We start from the raw sequence: 16,674 nt of genomic DNA, 5'->3' as shown, positions 1-16,674 counted from the left end.
GTGCCGTCCCAGGACGCGAAGCAGTTACTTAAGAAAGCAGGCTGCGGAGAACGTGCGCGGCGCCGTCGTCGTGGACGGACATGGTGACCTCGTCCGCAACGGCAAGCACTTCGTCGGGAGCCTGGCCCATGGCGACGCCGCGGCCGGCCCAGGTGAGCATCTCGATGTCGTTGCGGCCGTCGCCGATCGCCACCGTGAGGTGCGACTCGATGCTCAGGTGCCCGCGGAGGTGTTCCAGGGCGCTGGCCTTGGTCACCCCTTCGGCGGCGATGTCCAGCCAGGCGGTCCACCCAACCGAATACGTGACGCCGGAGAGGCCGATGTGCTTGATGGCCTCGTTGAATTCCTCGGACGTGTTCTCTGAACTGAACACCACAACGCGCACAGCGGTGGCATCCAGCATTGTCTGGAAGTCCACGCCGATTGCCTCGACGCCAAAGCTTGCGTCCTGGAAGCGCTCGGTGGAAAGGAAGTTGCCGTGCTCATCCTCCAGCGCGTACTTGGCCATGGGAAGCCGCTTGCGGAGGGCGCGGAGCGCCGGCCCCGGATCGAACGTGGCTTTGCGGATGACTTCGTAGCCGTCGGGGTGGGCCGGATCGAGCCGGAGGGTCACGCCGCCGTTGCAGCACACCGCGTAGCCCGTGTCGATCCCGATCTGCTCGATGATGGGCAGGGTGGCATTCAGGGACCGGCCGGTGGCGATCAGGACTTCGTGGCCGGCGGCCACAACCGCCTGGGCCGCTTCACGCACGGGAGCCGACATGTGGCCGTCATGGTTGACCAGGGTGCCGTCGACGTCCAGGGCCACCATGAGCTTCTGGGCGGGGTCGTTCTGGCCGTCGTTTCGCTGGTCGTCGTTGCCAGCGACTGAGGTTTCAGTCAATGTTGTCATTCACCTAGTACAGCAGACGCCGCGGACGCGCCGCTAGGACGCACGCCACAGCGGCCATAAACTTGTGGTAAACACCCACAGTTTTTCCACACTGTGGGTGTTTACCGGTTCGTCACCGCGCAGCCCGGCTGCCAGGACGGTGCCCGCTCCGAAGCCCGGCAGATGCCCCCGCTGCATGGTCAACTCCCCTCGGCGTTCCACAAGGAGTGGTCCATTCCTAAGGGAGTTGACTGGACTTATCCACATCGGGGCACGCGCGTCTGGATGAGCGGGGATGGCCGCTCCAGCATGGGAGCATGAATTCCGCTCCCCCGATGCTCATTCTTGCCAGCCGCAGACGTGCCCTCACGGGAAACAGCCGAAGCCTTAGCCGCGCCTATAAAAAGGGCGAGTTGGTGCGGGTAAGGTTCGGGGTCTATTACAACAAGTCCGCATGGCTCGCCCTCAAGCCCTGGCAACGGTATGGGGCCACAATTGGGGCGGTGGCCTCCAGTGATCCGTCCGCCGCATTCTGCTACCTGACTGCACTCCGCCTCTGGCGGTTGCCCCTCCCCCGGGTTCCGGCGCACATTCACATCATCACGGAGTCGCCGCACAAAGCTGGCAGGCTGCCCGCAACCACCCAGGCGGCCAAGGATCCGAAGACCGGCCTCACCGGGCTGGAACAAGTGCGCGGCTACGGAATCTCACGGCATCACTGGACCGCTGACATTGTGGAACACCGGGGCGTGGCCGTCACTTCACTCGTCCAGACGGTGATTGACTGCGTAGTCCGAATGGAACTGCCCGAGGCTGTGGCCGCCATGGACGCGGTGCTCGGCAGCCGCCGCGCCAGTAGCGAGAAGTTGACGCGCCAGCAATTGCAGGAGGCCTCCGCCCTTCTCCGTTCGAACGCCAAACGCCGGCGTGTCCTGGAAGTACTTGCGCTGGCAGATGAGGCATCAGAGTCAGTCGGTGAATCCCGGAGCAGGGCGCTCATGCACGTCCTGGGCCTTCCTGCGCCCGTCCTGCAGCATGCGTTCTACGATGACGAAGGCTTTATCGGGCGGACGGATTTCTTCTGGCCGGAACAAAGAGTCATCGGGGAATTCGATGGCGACGCAAAGTACCTCGACGACGCATTCCTAGGCGACATGAGCACCCGCGAAGCCATTCTGGCGGAAAAGAAGCGTGAGGACAGGCTTCGGGCGCTCGGCTACCAGGTTGTCCGCTGGGACTGGCAGGCCGCAACCAACGCTGCGCTCCTGAGGCGCAAGCTCTCGGCTGCCGGCATCACGGTGCAGAAGTCCCCGCCACGCGGACCAATCCCCCCGGCGTTGCCCGGGGGATTGACTACATGACGGGGAATTTCCGCCGGATCCGGGAACTACAGCACGGGCAGTACTTCCATCCCGCCGAGGTACTTCTGGAGTGCCTTCGGGACGTTCACCGAGCCGTCCTCGTTCTGGTGGTGCTCCAGAATGGCCACGATCCACCGGGTGGTTGCCAGCGTGCCGTTCAACGTGGCGACGGCGCGGGTCCCCTTGGGGGCGCCGTCCTCGTTCAGCACCCGCTCACGGATGTTCAGGCGGCGCGCCTGGAACGTGGTGCAGTTCGAGGTGGACGTCAGTTCGCGGTAGGCGCCCTGCGTGGGCACCCAGGCCTCGCAGTCGAACTTCCGGGCCGCCGAGTTGCCGAGGTCGCCCGCCGCGGTATCGATCACGCGGTACGGGAGCTCGCACTTGGCCAGCATCTCCTCTTCCCACGCAAGCAGGCGCTCGTGCTCGGCGGCGGCCTCTTCCACCGTGGTGTAGATGAACATTTCCACCTTGTTGAACTGGTGGACCCGGATGATGCCGCGGGTGTCCTTGCCGTGCGACCCCGCCTCGCGGCGGTAGCAGGAGCTCTGGCCTGCATAGCGGATGGGGCCGGCGGAGAGGTCCAGGATCTCGTCCGCGTGGTACCCGGCGAGGGCCACCTCCGAGGTGCCCACCAGGTACAGGTCGTCTTCGGCGAGGCGGTAGATCTCGGCGTCGTGCTTGACGTCGAAGCCGGTGCCCTGCATTGTTTCCGGACGGACCAGCGTGGGGGTGATCATGGGGACGAAGCCGGCATCGATGGCCTGTTCCATGGCCATCTGCAGGAGCGCCATTTCCAGCCGGGCGCCTACGCCGCGGAGGAAGTAGAAGCGTGAACCGGACACCTTGGCGCCGCGCTCCATGTCGATGGCGCCGATCAGCTCACCGATTTCCAGGTGGTCCTTCGGCTCGAAATCCGGGAACTCCCGGGGTTCGCCGACGGTCTTGACCACAATGTAGTCGTCCTCGCCGCCTTCCGGAACGCCGTCCACAATCAGGTTGGGGATGGCGCGGAGCAGTTCCTCCTGTTGGGCCTGGGCAACGTCGGCCTCAGCCGAAGCGGCCTTGACCGATGCGGCCAGGACCTTGACCTCTGCCAGCAGTGCCTGCTTCTCCTCGCCCTTGGCCTGCGCCACCTTCTTGCCGAACACGTTCTGCTCGGCGCGGAGGTTCTCGAAGCGGATCAGGGCAGCACGCCGTGCCGCGTCTGCCGAGATGATCGCATCCACCACGGACTCGTCGGCGCCGCGGGCGCGCTGGCTGGCACGGAACTTGTCCGGATTTTCGCTGAGGTCTTTTACGTCGATCACCAGACAAGAGTATCGAATCCGCCCGCCATGACACGGTGGGCCGTGCGGACGTCGGCGCGGGATAGTGTTGGAGCACCATGAACGATTGGCTGCTCTACCTCATCCTTGCTGCGGCCCTGGCTTTCGCGGTCTCCAGCTGGTGGGGCGTGCGGAGGCTGAAGGCACTGCATACGCGCAGCGCCGTCCAGGAGGACACGCACCATCCGGGCATGGTGCAACAGAAGGTGGCCGTGGTGATGAACCCGGTCAAGGCGAAATCGTCGGAAGCCCGTGCGCTCATCCAGCGCGCCTGCCTGTCCGCCGGCTGGGAAGCCCCCCTCTTTTTCGAGACAACGGCCGAGGACCCCGGATACGCTCAGGCCGAGGCGGCAGTCGCCAGCGGGGCCGACGTCGTCCTGGTGGGCGGCGGGGACGGCACGGTGCGCGTGGTGGCTGAGAAGCTGGCCCGCACGAATGTGCCGATGGGCCTGGTTCCGCTGGGGACGGGAAACCTGTTGGCCAGGAACATCCACTTGGACGTCAACGACCTCCACGGCAGCATCCAGACAGCACTCTTCGGGCACCAGCGGCACATCGACACTGCCCGCATGGGTATCAGGAACTCGCGGACGGGCGCCTCGTCAGAGCACGCGTTCCTGGTGATCGCGGGCATGGGCATGGACGCCGAGGTGGTGGGAGACACCAACGACGGGTTGAAAAAGGCGGTGGGCTGGCTCGCCTACACGGAGGCCGGAGTCCGGCACCTGCCCGGGCGGCGCAAGAAGGTGTCCATCGCCTTGGACGACCAGCCGGAACAGTCCCGGAAGATCCGCAGTGTGCTGTTCGCCAACTGCGGCCTCATTCCGGGCGGCATCGACTTCATTCCGCAGGCAATGATCGACGACGGAATGCTGGACGTGGTGGTGATGAGCCCCCGCAGCGCCATCGGGTGGATCGCGATGTACGCGAAGATCATGTTCAAGCACAAGAGGAACCTGCCGGTGATGAGCTATTACCGCTCCGGCAAGATCGTCATCAAATGCGCCGAGCCGGTGGCCACCCAGGTCGACGGCGACCCCTCCGGGGAGGCGACCGACGTTACCGTTCAAGTGGAGCCGCGGTCCCTGCTGGTCCGGGTGCCGGAGAGTAAGGGTGCCGAAGCCCCCGGCAGAGTAGCCTCGGCCCCGCAGTAGGCACCCGGGAGGGGAAGCCTCCTGCGGAGACTCAGGACTCAGGCGCTGGCTTTCTTCTCCTCTGCCTCCGCTGCGGCCTTGGCCGCGGCACGCGCTTCGGACTGCTCACGGATCATGGCTTGCTCCTCTTCGAAGCGCAGGCGATCCGCCCTGTCTGCATCGTCGCCGTCCCAGTCCTGGTTATCGGCAGTCGGTTTGGGATTAACGATCATTCCCTGGCCGTCGTTGTCGCTGCTGGATCCTGACATGACCCGCTCCTTCCGGTAGAGGCCTTCCCCAATGGATCAGGCAAGCATACGCACTGCGGTGCAGGCGGGGAAGTACCCGGAGGGGCATTTGCCTAAGCTGTGGGCGAACCGCGCGGGGCATGAACAGGCTCGATCGATGCCCCTTTGAGTATCCCTGCCACCCATTCATGTGCGGCCTGGAATGCTTCGTCGGAGGTATGCGGTGCCACGTCCGGGCTCTGCGCATCGGCCCGCGGGTAGGACCCCAGGAAGCGTGTGGCGGGGCTGATGCGGTGCAACCCCGCCAGGGCGTCGGCAACACGGGCGTCCTCCACGTGGCCGTCGGCGTCGATGCTGAAGAAATAGTGGCCGAGGTACTGCCCGGTGGGGCGGGATTCGATGCGGCTGAGGTTCACGCCTCGGGTGGCGAACTGGTCCAGGATCTCCATCAGTGCACCTGGCCGGTCCTCCGGCAGCGGAACCACCACCGTGGTCTTGTCCGCTCCGGTGCGGGGCGGGAGCGCGCCGGGCCGGCTGACCAGGACGAAACGCGTTACCGCGCCCGGGTTGTCCCCGATGTTCTCGGCCAGGACGTGCAGTCCGGGCTGCTCGGCGGCCACGATCGGTGCGCAGATGGCGGCGTCGTAGTGGACGCCCTCCTCGTCCAGCAAACCCATTGCCCCTGCCGCCGTGGAAGACGCCGGAATGTATTCCACATTTGGCATATTAGCTTCCACCCACAGCCTGCATTGGGCCCACGCGTGGCTGTGGGTGGAGATCCGGCGGATATCCGGGATGTCCACGCCGGGCCGGGCTACCAGCACGAAGCTGATGGGCACCAGCGCCTCCCGGACAATCCGCAGTTCGGCACCGGACGCAATGGCATCCAGTGTTGCCGTGACGCCGCCCTCCACGGAGTTCTCGATGGGCACCATGGCGGCGTCGGCTGATCCGTCGCGGACCTTGTCCAGGGCTGTATTCACGTTGGACGAAGGGATGCGGACAGCCTCGACGGCACCCGGCACCTGCATCAGCGCGGCCTCGGTGAACGTTCCCGCCGGGCCGAGGAAGGTGTAGGTGACGGATGCTGCGGGCATGGAGGGTCCTTCTTGATCAGGTCAGCGCCGCCCGGTGGGCGGCCTGTGGAAGTGCTGGTGCCGCGCGGCCAGGGCGCGTGCTAGAGGATGACCGGCTTGAGGCCGTTGTCCGAAACCAGCGGCAGGCCCGACTCAAGCCATTGGTCCATTCCGCCGGCCACATTGAAAGCGGAATATCCCTGCCCCACGAGCCACTTGGCGGCGCGGAATGAGCGGCCGCCGGTGCGGCAGATGACATACACGTCTTCGTCCGGGTCCAGCTCGCCGAGCCTGGCCGGCAGCTGGTCCAGTGGAATGTGCAGGGCACCCTCGGCGTGCCCGGCCGACCACTCGTAGTCCTCCCGCACGTCAAGGATTCTGGCGTCGGCAGGAACGTCGGTCACGGTCACGGTTTCGAAGTCGCTCATGGAAGTCCTCTCCGGAAAATACGGGTCCGCCTCCAGCGTAGCCTCCGCGGGAGTCGGACATCCCGAATCCGGGGCACGTTACGCTTCAAGGGGACCGTAAAGGAGGACCGTCGATGACAGCCCACCAGCCAACCATCCTTGCCACGTCCGGCGGTTACAAGGCCGGCCGGCGCTCACGGCTGGAGTTTGACGCCCTGCTGCACCACGCCGTCGAACTTTCCGGCGTCACCGGGCGCGCCCCGCGCGTGACGCATATCGGCACTGCTGCGGGTGACCAGCGCTGGTTCAACGCGGAAATGGACCAGGCGGCAAAGACCGCGGGCTTCGATTTCAGCCACCTCAACCTTTTCACCATGCCAAGCATCGAGGACCCGGAAGCACACCTGCTGGAACAGGATGTGGTGTGGGTCAACGGCGGTTCGGTGGTGAACCTCCTGGCGGTCTGGCGGGCGCACGGCCTCGACGGAATCCTGCGGCGGGTGTGGGAAGCAGGCGTGGTCCTCGCCGGTGTCTCGGCCGGCTCCATCTGCTGGTTCCAGGGCGGCACCACTGATTCGTTCGGCCCGCAGCTGCGTCCGGTGACCAACGCACTGGGTTTCCTCCCCTATGCCAACGGCGTGCACTACGACTCCGAGGTACAGCGCCGCCCGCTGGTGCACCGGCTAGTGGCCGACGGCACGCTCGGCGAAACCCACTGCACGGACGACGGCGCGGGCCTGGTTTACTTCGGCACGGACCTTGTGGAGGCGGTCACCGAGGTGCGGGGCAAGGCTGCGTACCGCGTCACCCGGCAGGTGGACGGCGGCGCCGCAACCGCGGCCGAAGAGCGGCTGGAGGCCCGGTTCCTTGGCTGACATCCACGAACTCTCCGCGGTTGGGCTCCGTGACGCCCTGCACTCGGGCGGGCTCTCCGCCCGGGAGGTGACGGAGCATTTCCTCGCACGCATCGAGGCCCGGAATCCCGGCCTTGGCGCCTTCATCACGGTGACCGGGGAACAGGCGCTGGCGGATGCGGCGGCCGCGGATTCGCGCTACGCCCGATCGCCTGACCAGCTTCCGCTGCTGCACGGCATGCCGGTGGCCTTCAAGGACCTGACCGACGTGGCCGGCGTAGTGACCACCCACGGCAGCGCGGCCCTGGAGCGCAAACCTGCGTCCGCGGACGGAGCACTGGCGGCGGTATTGAAGGGCGCCGGTGCCATCTCGCTGGGCAAGACCCAGGTTCCGGAGTTCGGCTTGACCGCCTACAGCGAAAACCTGATCGCGCCGCCGTCGCGCAATCCGCACGCGCTAAGCCGCAGCTCAGGGGGATCCTCGGGCGGAAGCGCCGCGGCGGTTGCCGCCGGCCTCGTTCCGTTCGCTCCGGGGTCCGACGGCGGCGGCTCAGTACGGATCCCCGCGGCGGCCTGCGGGCTGGTGGGCCTGAAACCGGGGCGCGGACTCGTCCCGGCCGGTGAAAGCACGGGTGATCCCGCCCGGCTGGTGGTGGCCGGCCCGCTGGCCCGGTCGGCCGGGGATGCCGCCCTGATGCTGGACGCCCTGGTGGCCGCGCCGGAAGCGGACGGGTACCTCGCGTCCGTGTCCCGGCCGCCGCGCCCACTCCGGATCGGCGTGAGCCTGGACAGCCCGTGGCAGGCTATTTTTCCGTTTACGGCCGCCGCCGAAGCCATGGATGCGCTCAACGAGGGCGTGCGCTTACTCGAAGCGGCGGGCCACTCCACCGCGGAAGCGGCTGTCCGGTATGACAACCGGTACCCGGATGCGTTCACCACGGCGTGGACGGCGGGAGTCGGGAGCGCCAGGATTGCGCCGCAGCGGGAAGCGCTCCTGACCCCGCTCACGCGCACGTTCCGGCGGCGCGCACAGCAGCGGAGCGCGTCAAAACTCAACGAGGCCCTGGGTTTCCTGCGCCAGTTCGAGCGGGACACCGTTGCGCAGTACGCACAGTGGGACCTCATGCTGATGCCGGCTCTTGCCCAGACGCCCCGGCCAGTGGGCTGGTTCACCGGGGCCTCGCACGGGGACGGCTACTGGCCCGTCTCGGAGTGGGCGGGCGACGCCGACGGCGACTACCGGAAGCAGTGCGAATACGCACCGTGGTCCAGCATGGTCAACGTGTGCGGACTGCCGGCCATCAGCGTTCCGGTGCACTGGACGGGCGGCTCACCCGCGCCGGACTGCCGATGGGTATCCAGCTGGTGGGGCCTATGGGGTCCGAGGCGCTGCTCCTGCAGGTGGCGGCGCAGATCGGGTTCTAGCGGCGTGTCCGCCTTGCTTTCCTGCCAGCGGGAATGTGACAATCGCGCGGCCGAGTGCCACCCTTAAGTAAATGAGCACTACTCATTTATCCGATCGCCCCGCTACAACGCCGGGCGATACTTCATTTTTTGGCCACCCAAAGATGCTGGCCAGCCTCTTCTCCGTTGAAATGTGGGAGCGCTTCTCCTTCTACGGGATGCAGGGCATCCTCCTCTATTACATGTACTTCACGGCTGTGCAGGGCGGCCTCGAAATCGAGCAGGGCCTGGCAGCCAGCCTGGTGGGCGCCTACGGCGGCGGAGTCTATCTGTCCACCATCCTTGGCGCGTGGCTGGCTGACCGGCTCTTCGGTTCGGAACGCGTCCTGTTCGGCTCGGCCGTCCTGATCATGGCGGGCCACATCGCGTTGGCGCTTGTGCCCGGCATTCCCGGACTCATCGCCGGGCTGGTGCTGGTGGGCGTCGGCTCCGGCGGCCTCAAGGCCAATGCCACCGCGCTGGTGGGCACCCTCTACGGGGAGAAGGACGAACGCCGCGACGCCGGCTTCTCCATTTTCTACATGGGCATCAACGCCGGCGCACTGATCGGCCCGCTGGTCACCGGCTGGCTGCAGGAAAGCCAGGGGTTCCACTGGGGCTTCGGCGCCGCCGCCGTCGGAATGGCCCTTGGCCTGGGCATCTACGCCATGGGACGCAAGAAGCTCCCCGAAGCGGCGCACCACGTGCCCAACCCGCTCCCGGCTGCCCAGCGCACCAGGTACGGGCTGATCTTCCTGGGCATCGCCGCCGTGGTGGCGGTTCTCCTGGCCACAGGGGCAGTGAATGCCGAAAACCTGGCCATGTCCATGGCATACGCGGCCATCGGAGCTTCCGTTCTCTACTTCGGCTTGATCTTCTCCAGCAGGAAGGTGACGGGCACCGAGCGCAAACGGGTGGTGGCATTCATCCCGCTCTACATTGCCTCCGCAGCGTTCTGGGCACTCTTCCAGCAGCAATTCACGTTCATTGCCGTGTACTCCGAGGAGAAACTGGACCGGAACCTCTTCGGCTGGGAAATGCCGGCCGCCTGGGTGCAGTCGATCAACCCGGTGTTCATCATCATTTTCGCCGGCGTCATGGCGGCACTGTGGACCCGCCTCGGCAACAAGCAGCCCGGTTCGGCCCTTAAGTTCTCCATCGGCCTGTTCGTGATGGGCCTGGCCTTCCTGGCCTTCATCCCGCTGGCCGGCAGCGGCAAGACGCCGCTCCTGGCCCTGGTGGGCATCCTGTTCCTGTTCACCCTGGCGGAGCTCTTCCTCTCCCCCATCGGGCTGTCCGTCACCACCAAACTGGCGCCCCAGGCCTTCCACACGCAGATGGTGGCACTGTTCTTCCTGTCCGTTTCGCTGGGCACCACCCTGGCCGGCATCCTGTCCGGGCTGTACAACCCGGCCGACGAACTGCCGTACTTCATCGGCATCGGGGGCACGGCCATGGTGCTGGCTGTAGGCCTCGCGGCCGCCTCGCCGGCCATCAAGAAGCTCATGGCCGGCATACGCTGACCCGATGGGCCACCGCCGGGCGTTGACGGACTGAGCCGGGCATCTGCGGGCCGGGTCTAGTACCCGTAACCCGCGTTGGCTGCAGCGAAAATCGCCACCACCGCGAACGTCAGCACAATGGCAGTCAGCGCCAGGCCGATGTAGCCGAGCACCAGGCCCGCGATGGCGAGTCCGCGTCCGGCAGGCTCGCGGAGCAAGGCCAGGTGCCCCAGGACCACGGCGGCAATTTGCGGCAGGATGAAAAGACCCAGTCCGAGGAATACCGCGATGCCGCAACACAGGCTGGCGATGCTCAGGCCCTTGGGCTCGGGCGGCATCCCGTAATAGGACGACTGCCCGTAGGCGGTGCCATACGGTCCGGGCTGCTGGCCGTATTCCGGCAGCTGGCCATAAGGGTCACCGGGCGGCACGGGAGGTGATCCCTGCGGTGGAATATACGACGGCGGTTGGTAGCCCTGGGGCGTCCCCTCGTCGCCGGGGGCAGGCTGGTTCGTCATTGGGAAATCCCCTTTTTGGTGGCTATAACCAGCCTACCAACGCGCCGACCGGACGAGCGCTGCCGTGATACACCCGTGATACGCCGGCCAGCGGGGACTACCGGCTCCAGAGCGGCGCCGCGAGCGAGAACGCCACGATTCCCAGGACCAGCAGGCTGCACAAAAAGGCCGCCAGCTGCCGCCCGCCACCGTGCGCGGGGCGCCGCATGTGCGTCGGGGCCAGCCCGGCAGTGCCCCTGCCCGCGGAACCGTGATAGCGGCTAGGAAGGGGCGGCGGATACACCGCACCCGTGTTCGGGCGGGGCGCCGGGACCTGCGGCCGTTGACGTGGGGGATGGTGGGCTGCGCTCTGCCGCGCGGCACCGTGGTAGTCGCGTCCTGGGGGCGACTGGGGCTGCGTGAGCTGCTGCCCCAGGTGGGAGTACAGGCCAACCACCGTCTGCGGATCAATCACTACCGGGAGGGCCGCTATCCGTGCCACCACGCGATTGATGCCCAGCACTTCGACGCCGGCGTCTGTCACCTCTCCAAAGTCGGGCTGGCCGGTCAGGCAAATGATGGAGCGGACCAGGCGCCGGTGCGGCGCGCCGAGAAGTGCAGCCACGGCCGCCGCCTGCCCCAGGGCACCGTCCACCGCGGGGTTCCGTGAATAGCCGTTCTGCCTGAGGACCCCGTCCCTCACCTCAACCATGCCGGACCAGTTCTTGGCATCCACCACCACTATGCCGCCCGGCCCCACCAGGACGTGGTCAAGATTGGCCAGCGGCCGGCCGGGCCAGTGGACGTCGTGCAGCATGAACCAGCCGGCCGGGGTCAGCTCACCGAGCCGGCCGGCCGTGCGGCGCTCCCCCTCGGCTCCCGCGCCCCACGTTTCCGCGGCGCGTTCGGCGTGGTCCAATTGCCGCTTCAGCCGCGCAATCCGCTCTGCAGCCAGCCGTGACTGTTCTGACGCTCCCTCGCCTGCTGCCATGGACTGTCCTCCCCTTGGATTCGCCGCAACGCTGACGGCGGCGGAGGACCCGCCGTCGTAATTTGTTTAGAAAATTAGCAGCCGCGGCACGGCCGGTATATAGGTAGTTTTGGGGCCACTACTCGCTTTTCCGGAGCAAATTACTGCCCCGAAATAAATGCAAAGCGGAATGAATTGGTAAATGCCGGATGAAATTCGGCGTCATAGGGGCCGGATTCCGGACAAATCGTGTTGCGTCCCGCCGTCGTCTGGCATGCTGGTGCCATGGCTAGCCGCGCGGGCACAGTTGCCCAACCCCAAGACCTTGTTGACCTCACTGCGCTCCTGGATGCGTACTACGATGTTTCCCCCGATCTGAGCGATCCGGGCCAGCGCGTTGCGTTCGGCACCTCCGGACACCGGGGATCCAGCTTGAAGGCTTCGTTCAATGAGCCCCACATCGTGGCCATTACCCAAGCGATCGTCGAATACCGCGCCGGGCAGGGCATCACCGGACCGCTGTACATGGCAAAGGACACGCACGGCCTCAGCGAACCGGCGCAAAACTCCGCCCTGGAGGTCCTGGCCGCCAACGGCGTGAACGTGCTGATCGACGCCCGCCATGGCTATACGCCCACGCCGGCGCTGAGCCACGCCATCCTCACCCACAACCGGAACGCCCCCGCGGGAGCCCCGCAGGCTGACGGAATTGTTGTCACTCCCAGCCACAACCCGCCCGGCGACGGCGGCTTCAAATACAACCCCCCGCACGGCGGACCCGCAGACACTGACGCCACCGGCTGGATCGCGAACCGGGCCAACGAGCTCCTTGAAAACGGGCTCCGCGGCGTCAAACGCATCCCGGTGGCGGAGGCCCTCGCGGCTGAGACAACGGGCAAGTTCGACTTCCTCAGCAGCTATGTGGACGACCTCCCGTCCGTCCTGGACCTGAACGCCATCCGCGAGGCCGGCGTCCGGATCGGTGCCGATCCCATGGGCGGCGCCTCGGTGGACTACTGGGGCGAGATCGGCGAGCGCCACCACCTGAACCTCACTGTGGTGAACCCCACCGTTGACCCGCAGTGGGCCTTCATGACCCTGGACTGGGACGAAAAGATCCGGATGGACTGCTCCTCCCCCTCGGCGATGGCTTCGCTGATCAACCGCATGTCCAGCGGCGCGAACTTTGACATCGCCACCGGCAACGACGCCGACGCGGACCGCCACGGCATCGTCACGCCGGACGGCGGGCTGATGAACCCGAACCATTACCTGGCCGTCGCCATCGACTACCTGTACCGCCACCGCACCGGCTGGAACCCGCAGTCAGTGATCGGCAAGACCCTCGTCTCGTCCTCGATCATCGACCGCGTGGCCGAAAGCCTGGGCCGCAAGCTCGTCGAGGTGCCGGTGGGCTTCAAGTGGTTCGTGCCCGGGCTGCTGTCCGGCGAGGGCGCCTTCGGCGGCGAGGAATCCGCCGGCGCTTCGTTCAACAAGATGGACGGCAGCGTATGGACCACCGACAAGGACGGCATCCTGCTGGCGCTGCTGGCTTCGGAAATCACCGCCGTCACGGGCAAGTCGCCGTCGCAGCTCTACAAGGGCCTCACGGACCAGTTCGGCGATCCCGTCTATGCCCGGATCGATGCCGCAGCCACGCGCGAGCAGAAGGCGGCGCTGGGCAAGCTTTCGCCGTCCGACGTCACCGCCACCGAACTCGCCGGCGAAACGATCACGGCCAAGCTCACCGAGGCTCCCGGTAACGGCGCGTCCATCGGCGGCCTGAAGGTGGTCACCGAAAACGCCTGGTTCGCCGCCCGACCGTCCGGCACCGAGGACGTCTACAAGATCTACGCCGAGTCGTTCAAGGGCGCCGAGCACCTCAAGCAGGTCCAGGCCGAAGCCAAGGCCTTGGTTGACGGGGTTATTTCGTAAGTTCCCACAGGTGGAGGATGCGCCGGACGGAATGGTTTCCGTCCGGCGCCATGTCCACCAGGGCGACGCGGTCCAGCACGACGACGTCTCCCGGACGGGGGCGCTTGGCACCGTGATGGGACACATGGGGACGGTAGTTGTCCAGGGTGTGGTGCGGCGTGGGCACCCGTCCCGGCAACTCCGCAACCGTTCGCACCAGTGACTCGTGAAGTTCCTGCAGGGGCCGGCTGGGCTCGACGAGGCTGACAGGGACGGACTCCTGCCGGCCAAAACCGGCGTCCGCACCGATGGTGAGCACGGTACCCAGGGCCGCCCGCACGGGCTGGTCGATAAGTCCGGCAATCAGCTCGGCGACGTCGTCCCCGTGCCCCTCGCCGCCGTCGTTCTTCACTTCAACGCTGGTGACGCCGCCGTCGACCTGCAGGTCGACGTCGAACCTCACCAGCGTGATGTGCAGGGGCCAGTCGTCACGGGGGAACACGAGCCCGTCGGAGACGGGCTCGATGAAGGCCACCAGAATCAGGTTCCGCATAGGGCCAGTGTGCCACGGCGCTGGTCAGCCCGCGCCCGTCCGCGCAGGCGGCCGGGCATGGTAGCCAGAGTGGCGATTTTGACTAAAATGGGAAGTGGCCCCGGACACATGCCGTGCATTCAACCGCAGAAATGTTGTCCAGAGTGCCTCCGGCGTGTCCCCCATCGTGCCGGGGGCCTCTTTGCGCGACGGGCCCGCGTTTTTGCCCGCGTTTTAATCCGCCAGCACGCCGGCCGGAACCGCACGGATCAGCATCCGGCGGAACTAGACGGTGCGGACCACATCTTCGTACGGGAACTTCGGCTTGGCTTCGCCCCAGGCGTCGGGACCGGGCTGGCCGATGTTGACCACCAGGAAGCTCTTCTGGTCGCCGGCGGGGAAGAACGCCGCGTCGATGGCGGAGAAGTCGGCGCCCGTCATGGGGCCGGCCGCGAAGCCGAGCGAGCGGACCGCCAGGATGAAGTAGCCGGCCTGAAGGTGGGCGTTGTTGTTGCCCGTGCTGGCGGCGAGGTCCGGCGCAGCGTCGTACATGGCCTTGGGTGCGTTGTAGCCGGGCAGGAAGTTCTCCCACTGGTCCTGCCATGCGGTGTCGTAGCTGAGGATTGCGACCAGCGGGGCGGAGGCAGTCTTGGCTTTGTTGCCGTTGGCCAGGGTATCGACCAGCCGGGCACGGGCTTCGTCAGAGCGGACATACGTCACGCGCAGCGGCTGGGAATTGAAAGCCGTGGGTCCGAACTTGGTCAGCTCGTAGATGGCGCGGGCCTGCTCATCCGTGACCTCTCCGGTGAAGGCGTTGGCCGTGCGGGCTTCGGCGAAGATCGCGTCCACTGCGGCTGCGTCGATCACTGCTTCTTCATGGGCAATTGTCATCTGCATCCCTCTCGCTGGGCCCGCTCACCCGGAGGCGGCCGGCGGTTCTGCTATCCATAGTTGCAACTTCAAGCGAATCCTTCCTCTTCCCGTGACCCCACGTGACCTTCCCCACAGCGGCAGGCACCACGGCGTCGGGCGCCATAGCGGCAGGCACCACGGCGTCGGGCGCCATACTGGCGGGCCCGACACTGGCGGGCCCCACGGCGTCGCGCGGTAATGTTGCTCCGGAAGATTCCTTCCCCGCTCCCGACACAAATTTTTTTGAAAGGCTCCCGGCCATGAGCATGCTTGGTACCAAATGGAAGCTTCACGGCAACGGAAAGTCGGTCCGGCCCGGTGAGGTGGTGGCCCCGGGTGAACGGCTCACCTGGCCGCTGACCATCGGCGTGGGAATGCAGCACGTGGTGGCCATGTTCGGCGCCACGTTCCTGGTGCCGATCATCACCGGAATGCCGCCGGCAACCACACTGTTCTTCTCCGGCATCGGAACCCTGCTGTTCCTGGTGATCACGCAGGGCCGGGTGCCCAGCTACCTTGGCTCAAGCTTTGCGTTTATTGCCCCCATCATGGCCTCCCAGCAGCAGTTCGGGATTCCCGGCGCACTGGGCGGAGTGGTGCTCGCCGGCGCCGGGCTGGCCGTTATCGGCGCCGTGGTGCAGAAATTCGGGGCCGGGTGGATCAACCGGCTCATGCCGCCCATCGTCACCGGGGCCATCGTGGCCCTGATCGGGCTGAACCTGGCCCCGGCCGCGAAAAGCAACTTCGACGCCGCCCCCGTCACCGCGGCGATCACCCTGGCCACCATCATTCTGGTCAGCGTGCTGTTCAAGGGCATCCTGGGCCGGCTGAGCATCCTGGTGGGCGTGGTGGTGGGCTACCTGGTGGCAATGATCCGCGGCGAAGTTGACTACGCCAAAATGGACGCCGCCGCGTGGGTGGGGCTGCCGCACTTCCAGACCCCCGAATTCCACCTTGGTGTGGTGGGCCTCTTCGTTCCCGTGGTGCTGGTGCTGGTTGCCGAGAACATCGGCCACGTGAAGTCCGTGTCCGCCATGACCGGCCAGAACCTCGACGGCGTCTCCGGCCGCGCCCTGATGGCCGATGGCGCCGCCACGGTGCTGGCCGGCTTCGGCGGAGGTTCCGGAACCACCACCTACGCCGAGAACATCGGCGTCATGGCTGCAACGAAGGTCTATTCGACGGCGGCCTACTGGGTGGCCGGCATCTTCGCAATCATCCTGAGCTTCTCCCCCAAATTCGGCGAACTGATCGCCACGGTTCCGGCGGGCGTGCTGGGCGGGGCCGCCACCATGCTCTACGGCATGATCGGCATCCTGGGCGTCAAGATCTGGGTGCAGAACAAGGTCAACTTCTCCAACCCGGTCAACCTGACCACCGCAGCAGTGGCCCTGATCATCGGCATCGCGAACTACACCTGGACCATCGGCGAACTGACGTTCACCGGCATCGCCCTGGGCTCCGCTGCAGCACTGGTGATCTACCACGGCATGAAGGCGATCGCGAAGGCCCGCGGCAGCGTCGCGGAACCGGAAACCGAACAGGCCGGGCTGCCCCCGGCAGTCAAGGCCGCGATCAACGCCGCGGCCAAGCGGACTCCGAAAAAGCGCCCTTAACGACGCGGGCGGG

15 protein-coding genes and 1 pseudogene are annotated in these 16,674 nt (G+C 66.5%); 7 read left to right on the top strand and 9 right to left on the bottom strand.

Annotated features, from left to right (window positions below; genetic code table 11):
* Positions 1–28: 28 nt before the first annotated feature.
* On the bottom strand, positions 29–892 hold the full coding sequence (locus TV39_RS00415) for a Cof-type HAD-IIB family hydrolase (RefSeq protein WP_043476746.1): 864 nt from the start codon (positions 890–892) through the stop codon (positions 29–31).
* Between the two features lie 296 nt (positions 893–1,188).
* Here TV39_RS00415 and TV39_RS00410 point away from each other — a divergent pair, with 296 nt between their 5' ends.
* Complete coding sequence (locus TV39_RS00410; RefSeq protein ID WP_235347221.1) at positions 1,189–2,232, top strand: type IV toxin-antitoxin system AbiEi family antitoxin domain-containing protein; 1,044 nt, start codon at positions 1,189–1,191, stop codon at positions 2,230–2,232.
* 26 nt (positions 2,233–2,258) lie between these two features.
* On the opposite strand, the gene serS is transcribed toward TV39_RS00410, so the two are convergent.
* On the bottom strand, positions 2,259–3,539 hold the full coding sequence (gene serS, locus TV39_RS00405) for a serine--tRNA ligase (protein ID WP_043476742.1): 1,281 nt from the start codon (positions 3,537–3,539) through the stop codon (positions 2,259–2,261).
* 77 nt (positions 3,540–3,616) lie between these two features.
* Here serS and TV39_RS00400 point away from each other — a divergent pair, with 77 nt between their 5' ends.
* Positions 3,617–4,711, top strand: a complete 1,095-nt coding sequence (locus TV39_RS00400) for a diacylglycerol/lipid kinase family protein (protein WP_043476739.1) — start codon at positions 3,617–3,619, stop codon at positions 4,709–4,711.
* Between the two features lie 38 nt (positions 4,712–4,749).
* On the opposite strand, the gene TV39_RS00395 is transcribed toward TV39_RS00400, so the two are convergent.
* From TV39_RS00395 to TV39_RS00385, 3 genes are all read right to left on the bottom strand, one after another.
* On the bottom strand, positions 4,750–4,959 hold the full coding sequence (locus TV39_RS00395) for a hypothetical protein (RefSeq protein ID WP_043429215.1): 210 nt from the start codon (positions 4,957–4,959) through the stop codon (positions 4,750–4,752).
* A 92-nt stretch (positions 4,960–5,051) separates the two neighbouring features.
* Entirely contained in the window at positions 5,052–6,035 is a 984-nt protein-coding gene (pheA, locus tag TV39_RS00390; protein WP_043476736.1) for a prephenate dehydratase, read from the bottom strand.
* A gap of 80 nt (positions 6,036–6,115) precedes the next feature.
* Positions 6,116–6,442 carry a rhodanese-like domain-containing protein gene (locus TV39_RS00385; RefSeq protein ID WP_011690008.1) on the bottom strand — a complete coding sequence of 109 codons (327 nt, stop codon included), beginning with the start codon at positions 6,440–6,442 and terminating at the stop codon, positions 6,116–6,118.
* 113 nt (positions 6,443–6,555) lie between these two features.
* Between TV39_RS00385 and TV39_RS00380 the strand changes: the two genes are divergently transcribed.
* The 3 genes and pseudogenes from TV39_RS00380 to TV39_RS00370 all read left to right on the top strand — a co-directional run bounded on the left by TV39_RS00380 (position 6,556) and on the right by TV39_RS00370 (position 10,241).
* Complete coding sequence (locus tag TV39_RS00380) at positions 6,556–7,296, top strand: peptidase E (RefSeq protein ID WP_043476733.1); 741 nt, start codon at positions 6,556–6,558, stop codon at positions 7,294–7,296.
* Positions 7,289–8,700 (top strand): annotated as a pseudogene (locus TV39_RS00375) (amidase). The gene TV39_RS00380 and the pseudogene TV39_RS00375 overlap by 8 nt, the downstream one beginning before the upstream one ends.
* Before the next feature lie 71 nt (positions 8,701–8,771).
* Positions 8,772–10,241, top strand: coding sequence for a peptide MFS transporter (locus TV39_RS00370; RefSeq protein WP_043476731.1), 1,470 nt, complete (start codon positions 8,772–8,774; stop codon positions 10,239–10,241).
* A 56-nt stretch (positions 10,242–10,297) separates the two neighbouring features.
* Here TV39_RS00370 and TV39_RS00365 read toward each other — a convergent pair whose 3' ends face one another.
* On the bottom strand, positions 10,298–10,738 hold the full coding sequence (locus TV39_RS00365; protein ID WP_043476728.1) for a DUF4190 domain-containing protein: 441 nt from the start codon (positions 10,736–10,738) through the stop codon (positions 10,298–10,300).
* Between the two features lie 97 nt (positions 10,739–10,835).
* The gene (locus TV39_RS00360) at positions 10,836–11,708 is read right to left on the bottom strand and encodes a nuclease-related domain-containing protein (RefSeq protein ID WP_043476726.1); all 873 of its coding nucleotides are present in this window, start codon (positions 11,706–11,708) and stop codon (positions 10,836–10,838) included.
* Positions 11,709–11,972: 264 nt separating this feature from the next.
* Here TV39_RS00360 and pgm point away from each other — a divergent pair, with 264 nt between their 5' ends.
* A complete protein-coding gene (pgm, locus tag TV39_RS00355) occupies positions 11,973–13,622 on the top strand; it encodes a phosphoglucomutase (alpha-D-glucose-1,6-bisphosphate-dependent) (protein WP_043476723.1) in 1,650 nt (549 codons plus the stop codon).
* On the opposite strand, the gene TV39_RS00350 is transcribed toward pgm, so the two are convergent.
* Together TV39_RS00350 and TV39_RS00345 are read right to left on the bottom strand one after the other, a co-directional pair.
* A complete protein-coding gene (locus tag TV39_RS00350; protein WP_043476720.1) occupies positions 13,612–14,154 on the bottom strand; it encodes a 2'-5' RNA ligase family protein in 543 nt (180 codons plus the stop codon). The two genes, pgm and TV39_RS00350, sit on opposite strands and share 11 nt — an antisense overlap.
* A gap of 264 nt (positions 14,155–14,418) precedes the next feature.
* Positions 14,419–15,024: a malonic semialdehyde reductase gene (locus TV39_RS00345; RefSeq protein WP_043476717.1), complete on the bottom strand. Its 606-nt coding sequence runs from the start codon at positions 15,022–15,024 to the stop codon at positions 14,419–14,421.
* 281 nt (positions 15,025–15,305) lie between these two features.
* Between TV39_RS00345 and TV39_RS00340 the strand changes: the two genes are divergently transcribed.
* Positions 15,306–16,661 carry a uracil-xanthine permease family protein gene (locus TV39_RS00340; RefSeq protein ID WP_043476715.1) on the top strand — a complete coding sequence of 452 codons (1,356 nt, stop codon included), beginning with the start codon at positions 15,306–15,308 and terminating at the stop codon, positions 16,659–16,661.
* The last annotated feature ends 13 nt before the right edge of the window (positions 16,662–16,674 follow it).

It is taken from the genome of Arthrobacter sp. SPG23, assembly GCF_000876655.1.
In the GTDB taxonomy this organism is placed as follows: Bacteria; Actinomycetota; Actinomycetes; order Actinomycetales; family Micrococcaceae; genus Arthrobacter.
Note: the sequence above shows the minus strand (reverse complement) of the source record. Positions and strands in the feature narration are given on the sequence as shown.

Coding starts and splice junctions, on each gene's coding strand:
- TV39_RS00415 (WP_043476746.1), bottom strand. CDS start 892: ATGACAACATTGACTGAAACCTCAGTCGCTGGCAACGACGACCAGCGA.
- TV39_RS00410 (WP_235347221.1), top strand. CDS start 1,189: ATGAATTCCGCTCCCCCGATGCTCATTCTTGCCAGCCGCAGACGTGCC.
- TV39_RS00400 (WP_043476739.1), top strand. CDS start 3,617: ATGAACGATTGGCTGCTCTACCTCATCCTTGCTGCGGCCCTGGCTTTC.
- TV39_RS00395 (WP_043429215.1), bottom strand. CDS start 4,959: ATGTCAGGATCCAGCAGCGACAACGACGGCCAGGGAATGATCGTTAAT.
- pheA (WP_043476736.1), bottom strand. CDS start 6,035: ATGCCCGCAGCATCCGTCACCTACACCTTCCTCGGCCCGGCGGGAACG.
- TV39_RS00385 (WP_011690008.1), bottom strand. CDS start 6,442: ATGAGCGACTTCGAAACCGTGACCGTGACCGACGTTCCTGCCGACGCC.
- TV39_RS00380 (WP_043476733.1), top strand. CDS start 6,556: ATGACAGCCCACCAGCCAACCATCCTTGCCACGTCCGGCGGTTACAAG.
- TV39_RS00370 (WP_043476731.1), top strand. CDS start 8,772: ATGAGCACTACTCATTTATCCGATCGCCCCGCTACAACGCCGGGCGAT.
- TV39_RS00365 (WP_043476728.1), bottom strand. CDS start 10,738: ATGACGAACCAGCCTGCCCCCGGCGACGAGGGGACGCCCCAGGGCTAC.
- TV39_RS00360 (WP_043476726.1), bottom strand. CDS start 11,708: ATGGCAGCAGGCGAGGGAGCGTCAGAACAGTCACGGCTGGCTGCAGAG.
- pgm (WP_043476723.1), top strand. CDS start 11,973: ATGGCTAGCCGCGCGGGCACAGTTGCCCAACCCCAAGACCTTGTTGAC.
- TV39_RS00350 (WP_043476720.1), bottom strand. CDS start 14,154: ATGCGGAACCTGATTCTGGTGGCCTTCATCGAGCCCGTCTCCGACGGG.
- TV39_RS00345 (WP_043476717.1), bottom strand. CDS start 15,024: ATGACAATTGCCCATGAAGAAGCAGTGATCGACGCAGCCGCAGTGGAC.
- TV39_RS00340 (WP_043476715.1), top strand. CDS start 15,306: ATGAGCATGCTTGGTACCAAATGGAAGCTTCACGGCAACGGAAAGTCG.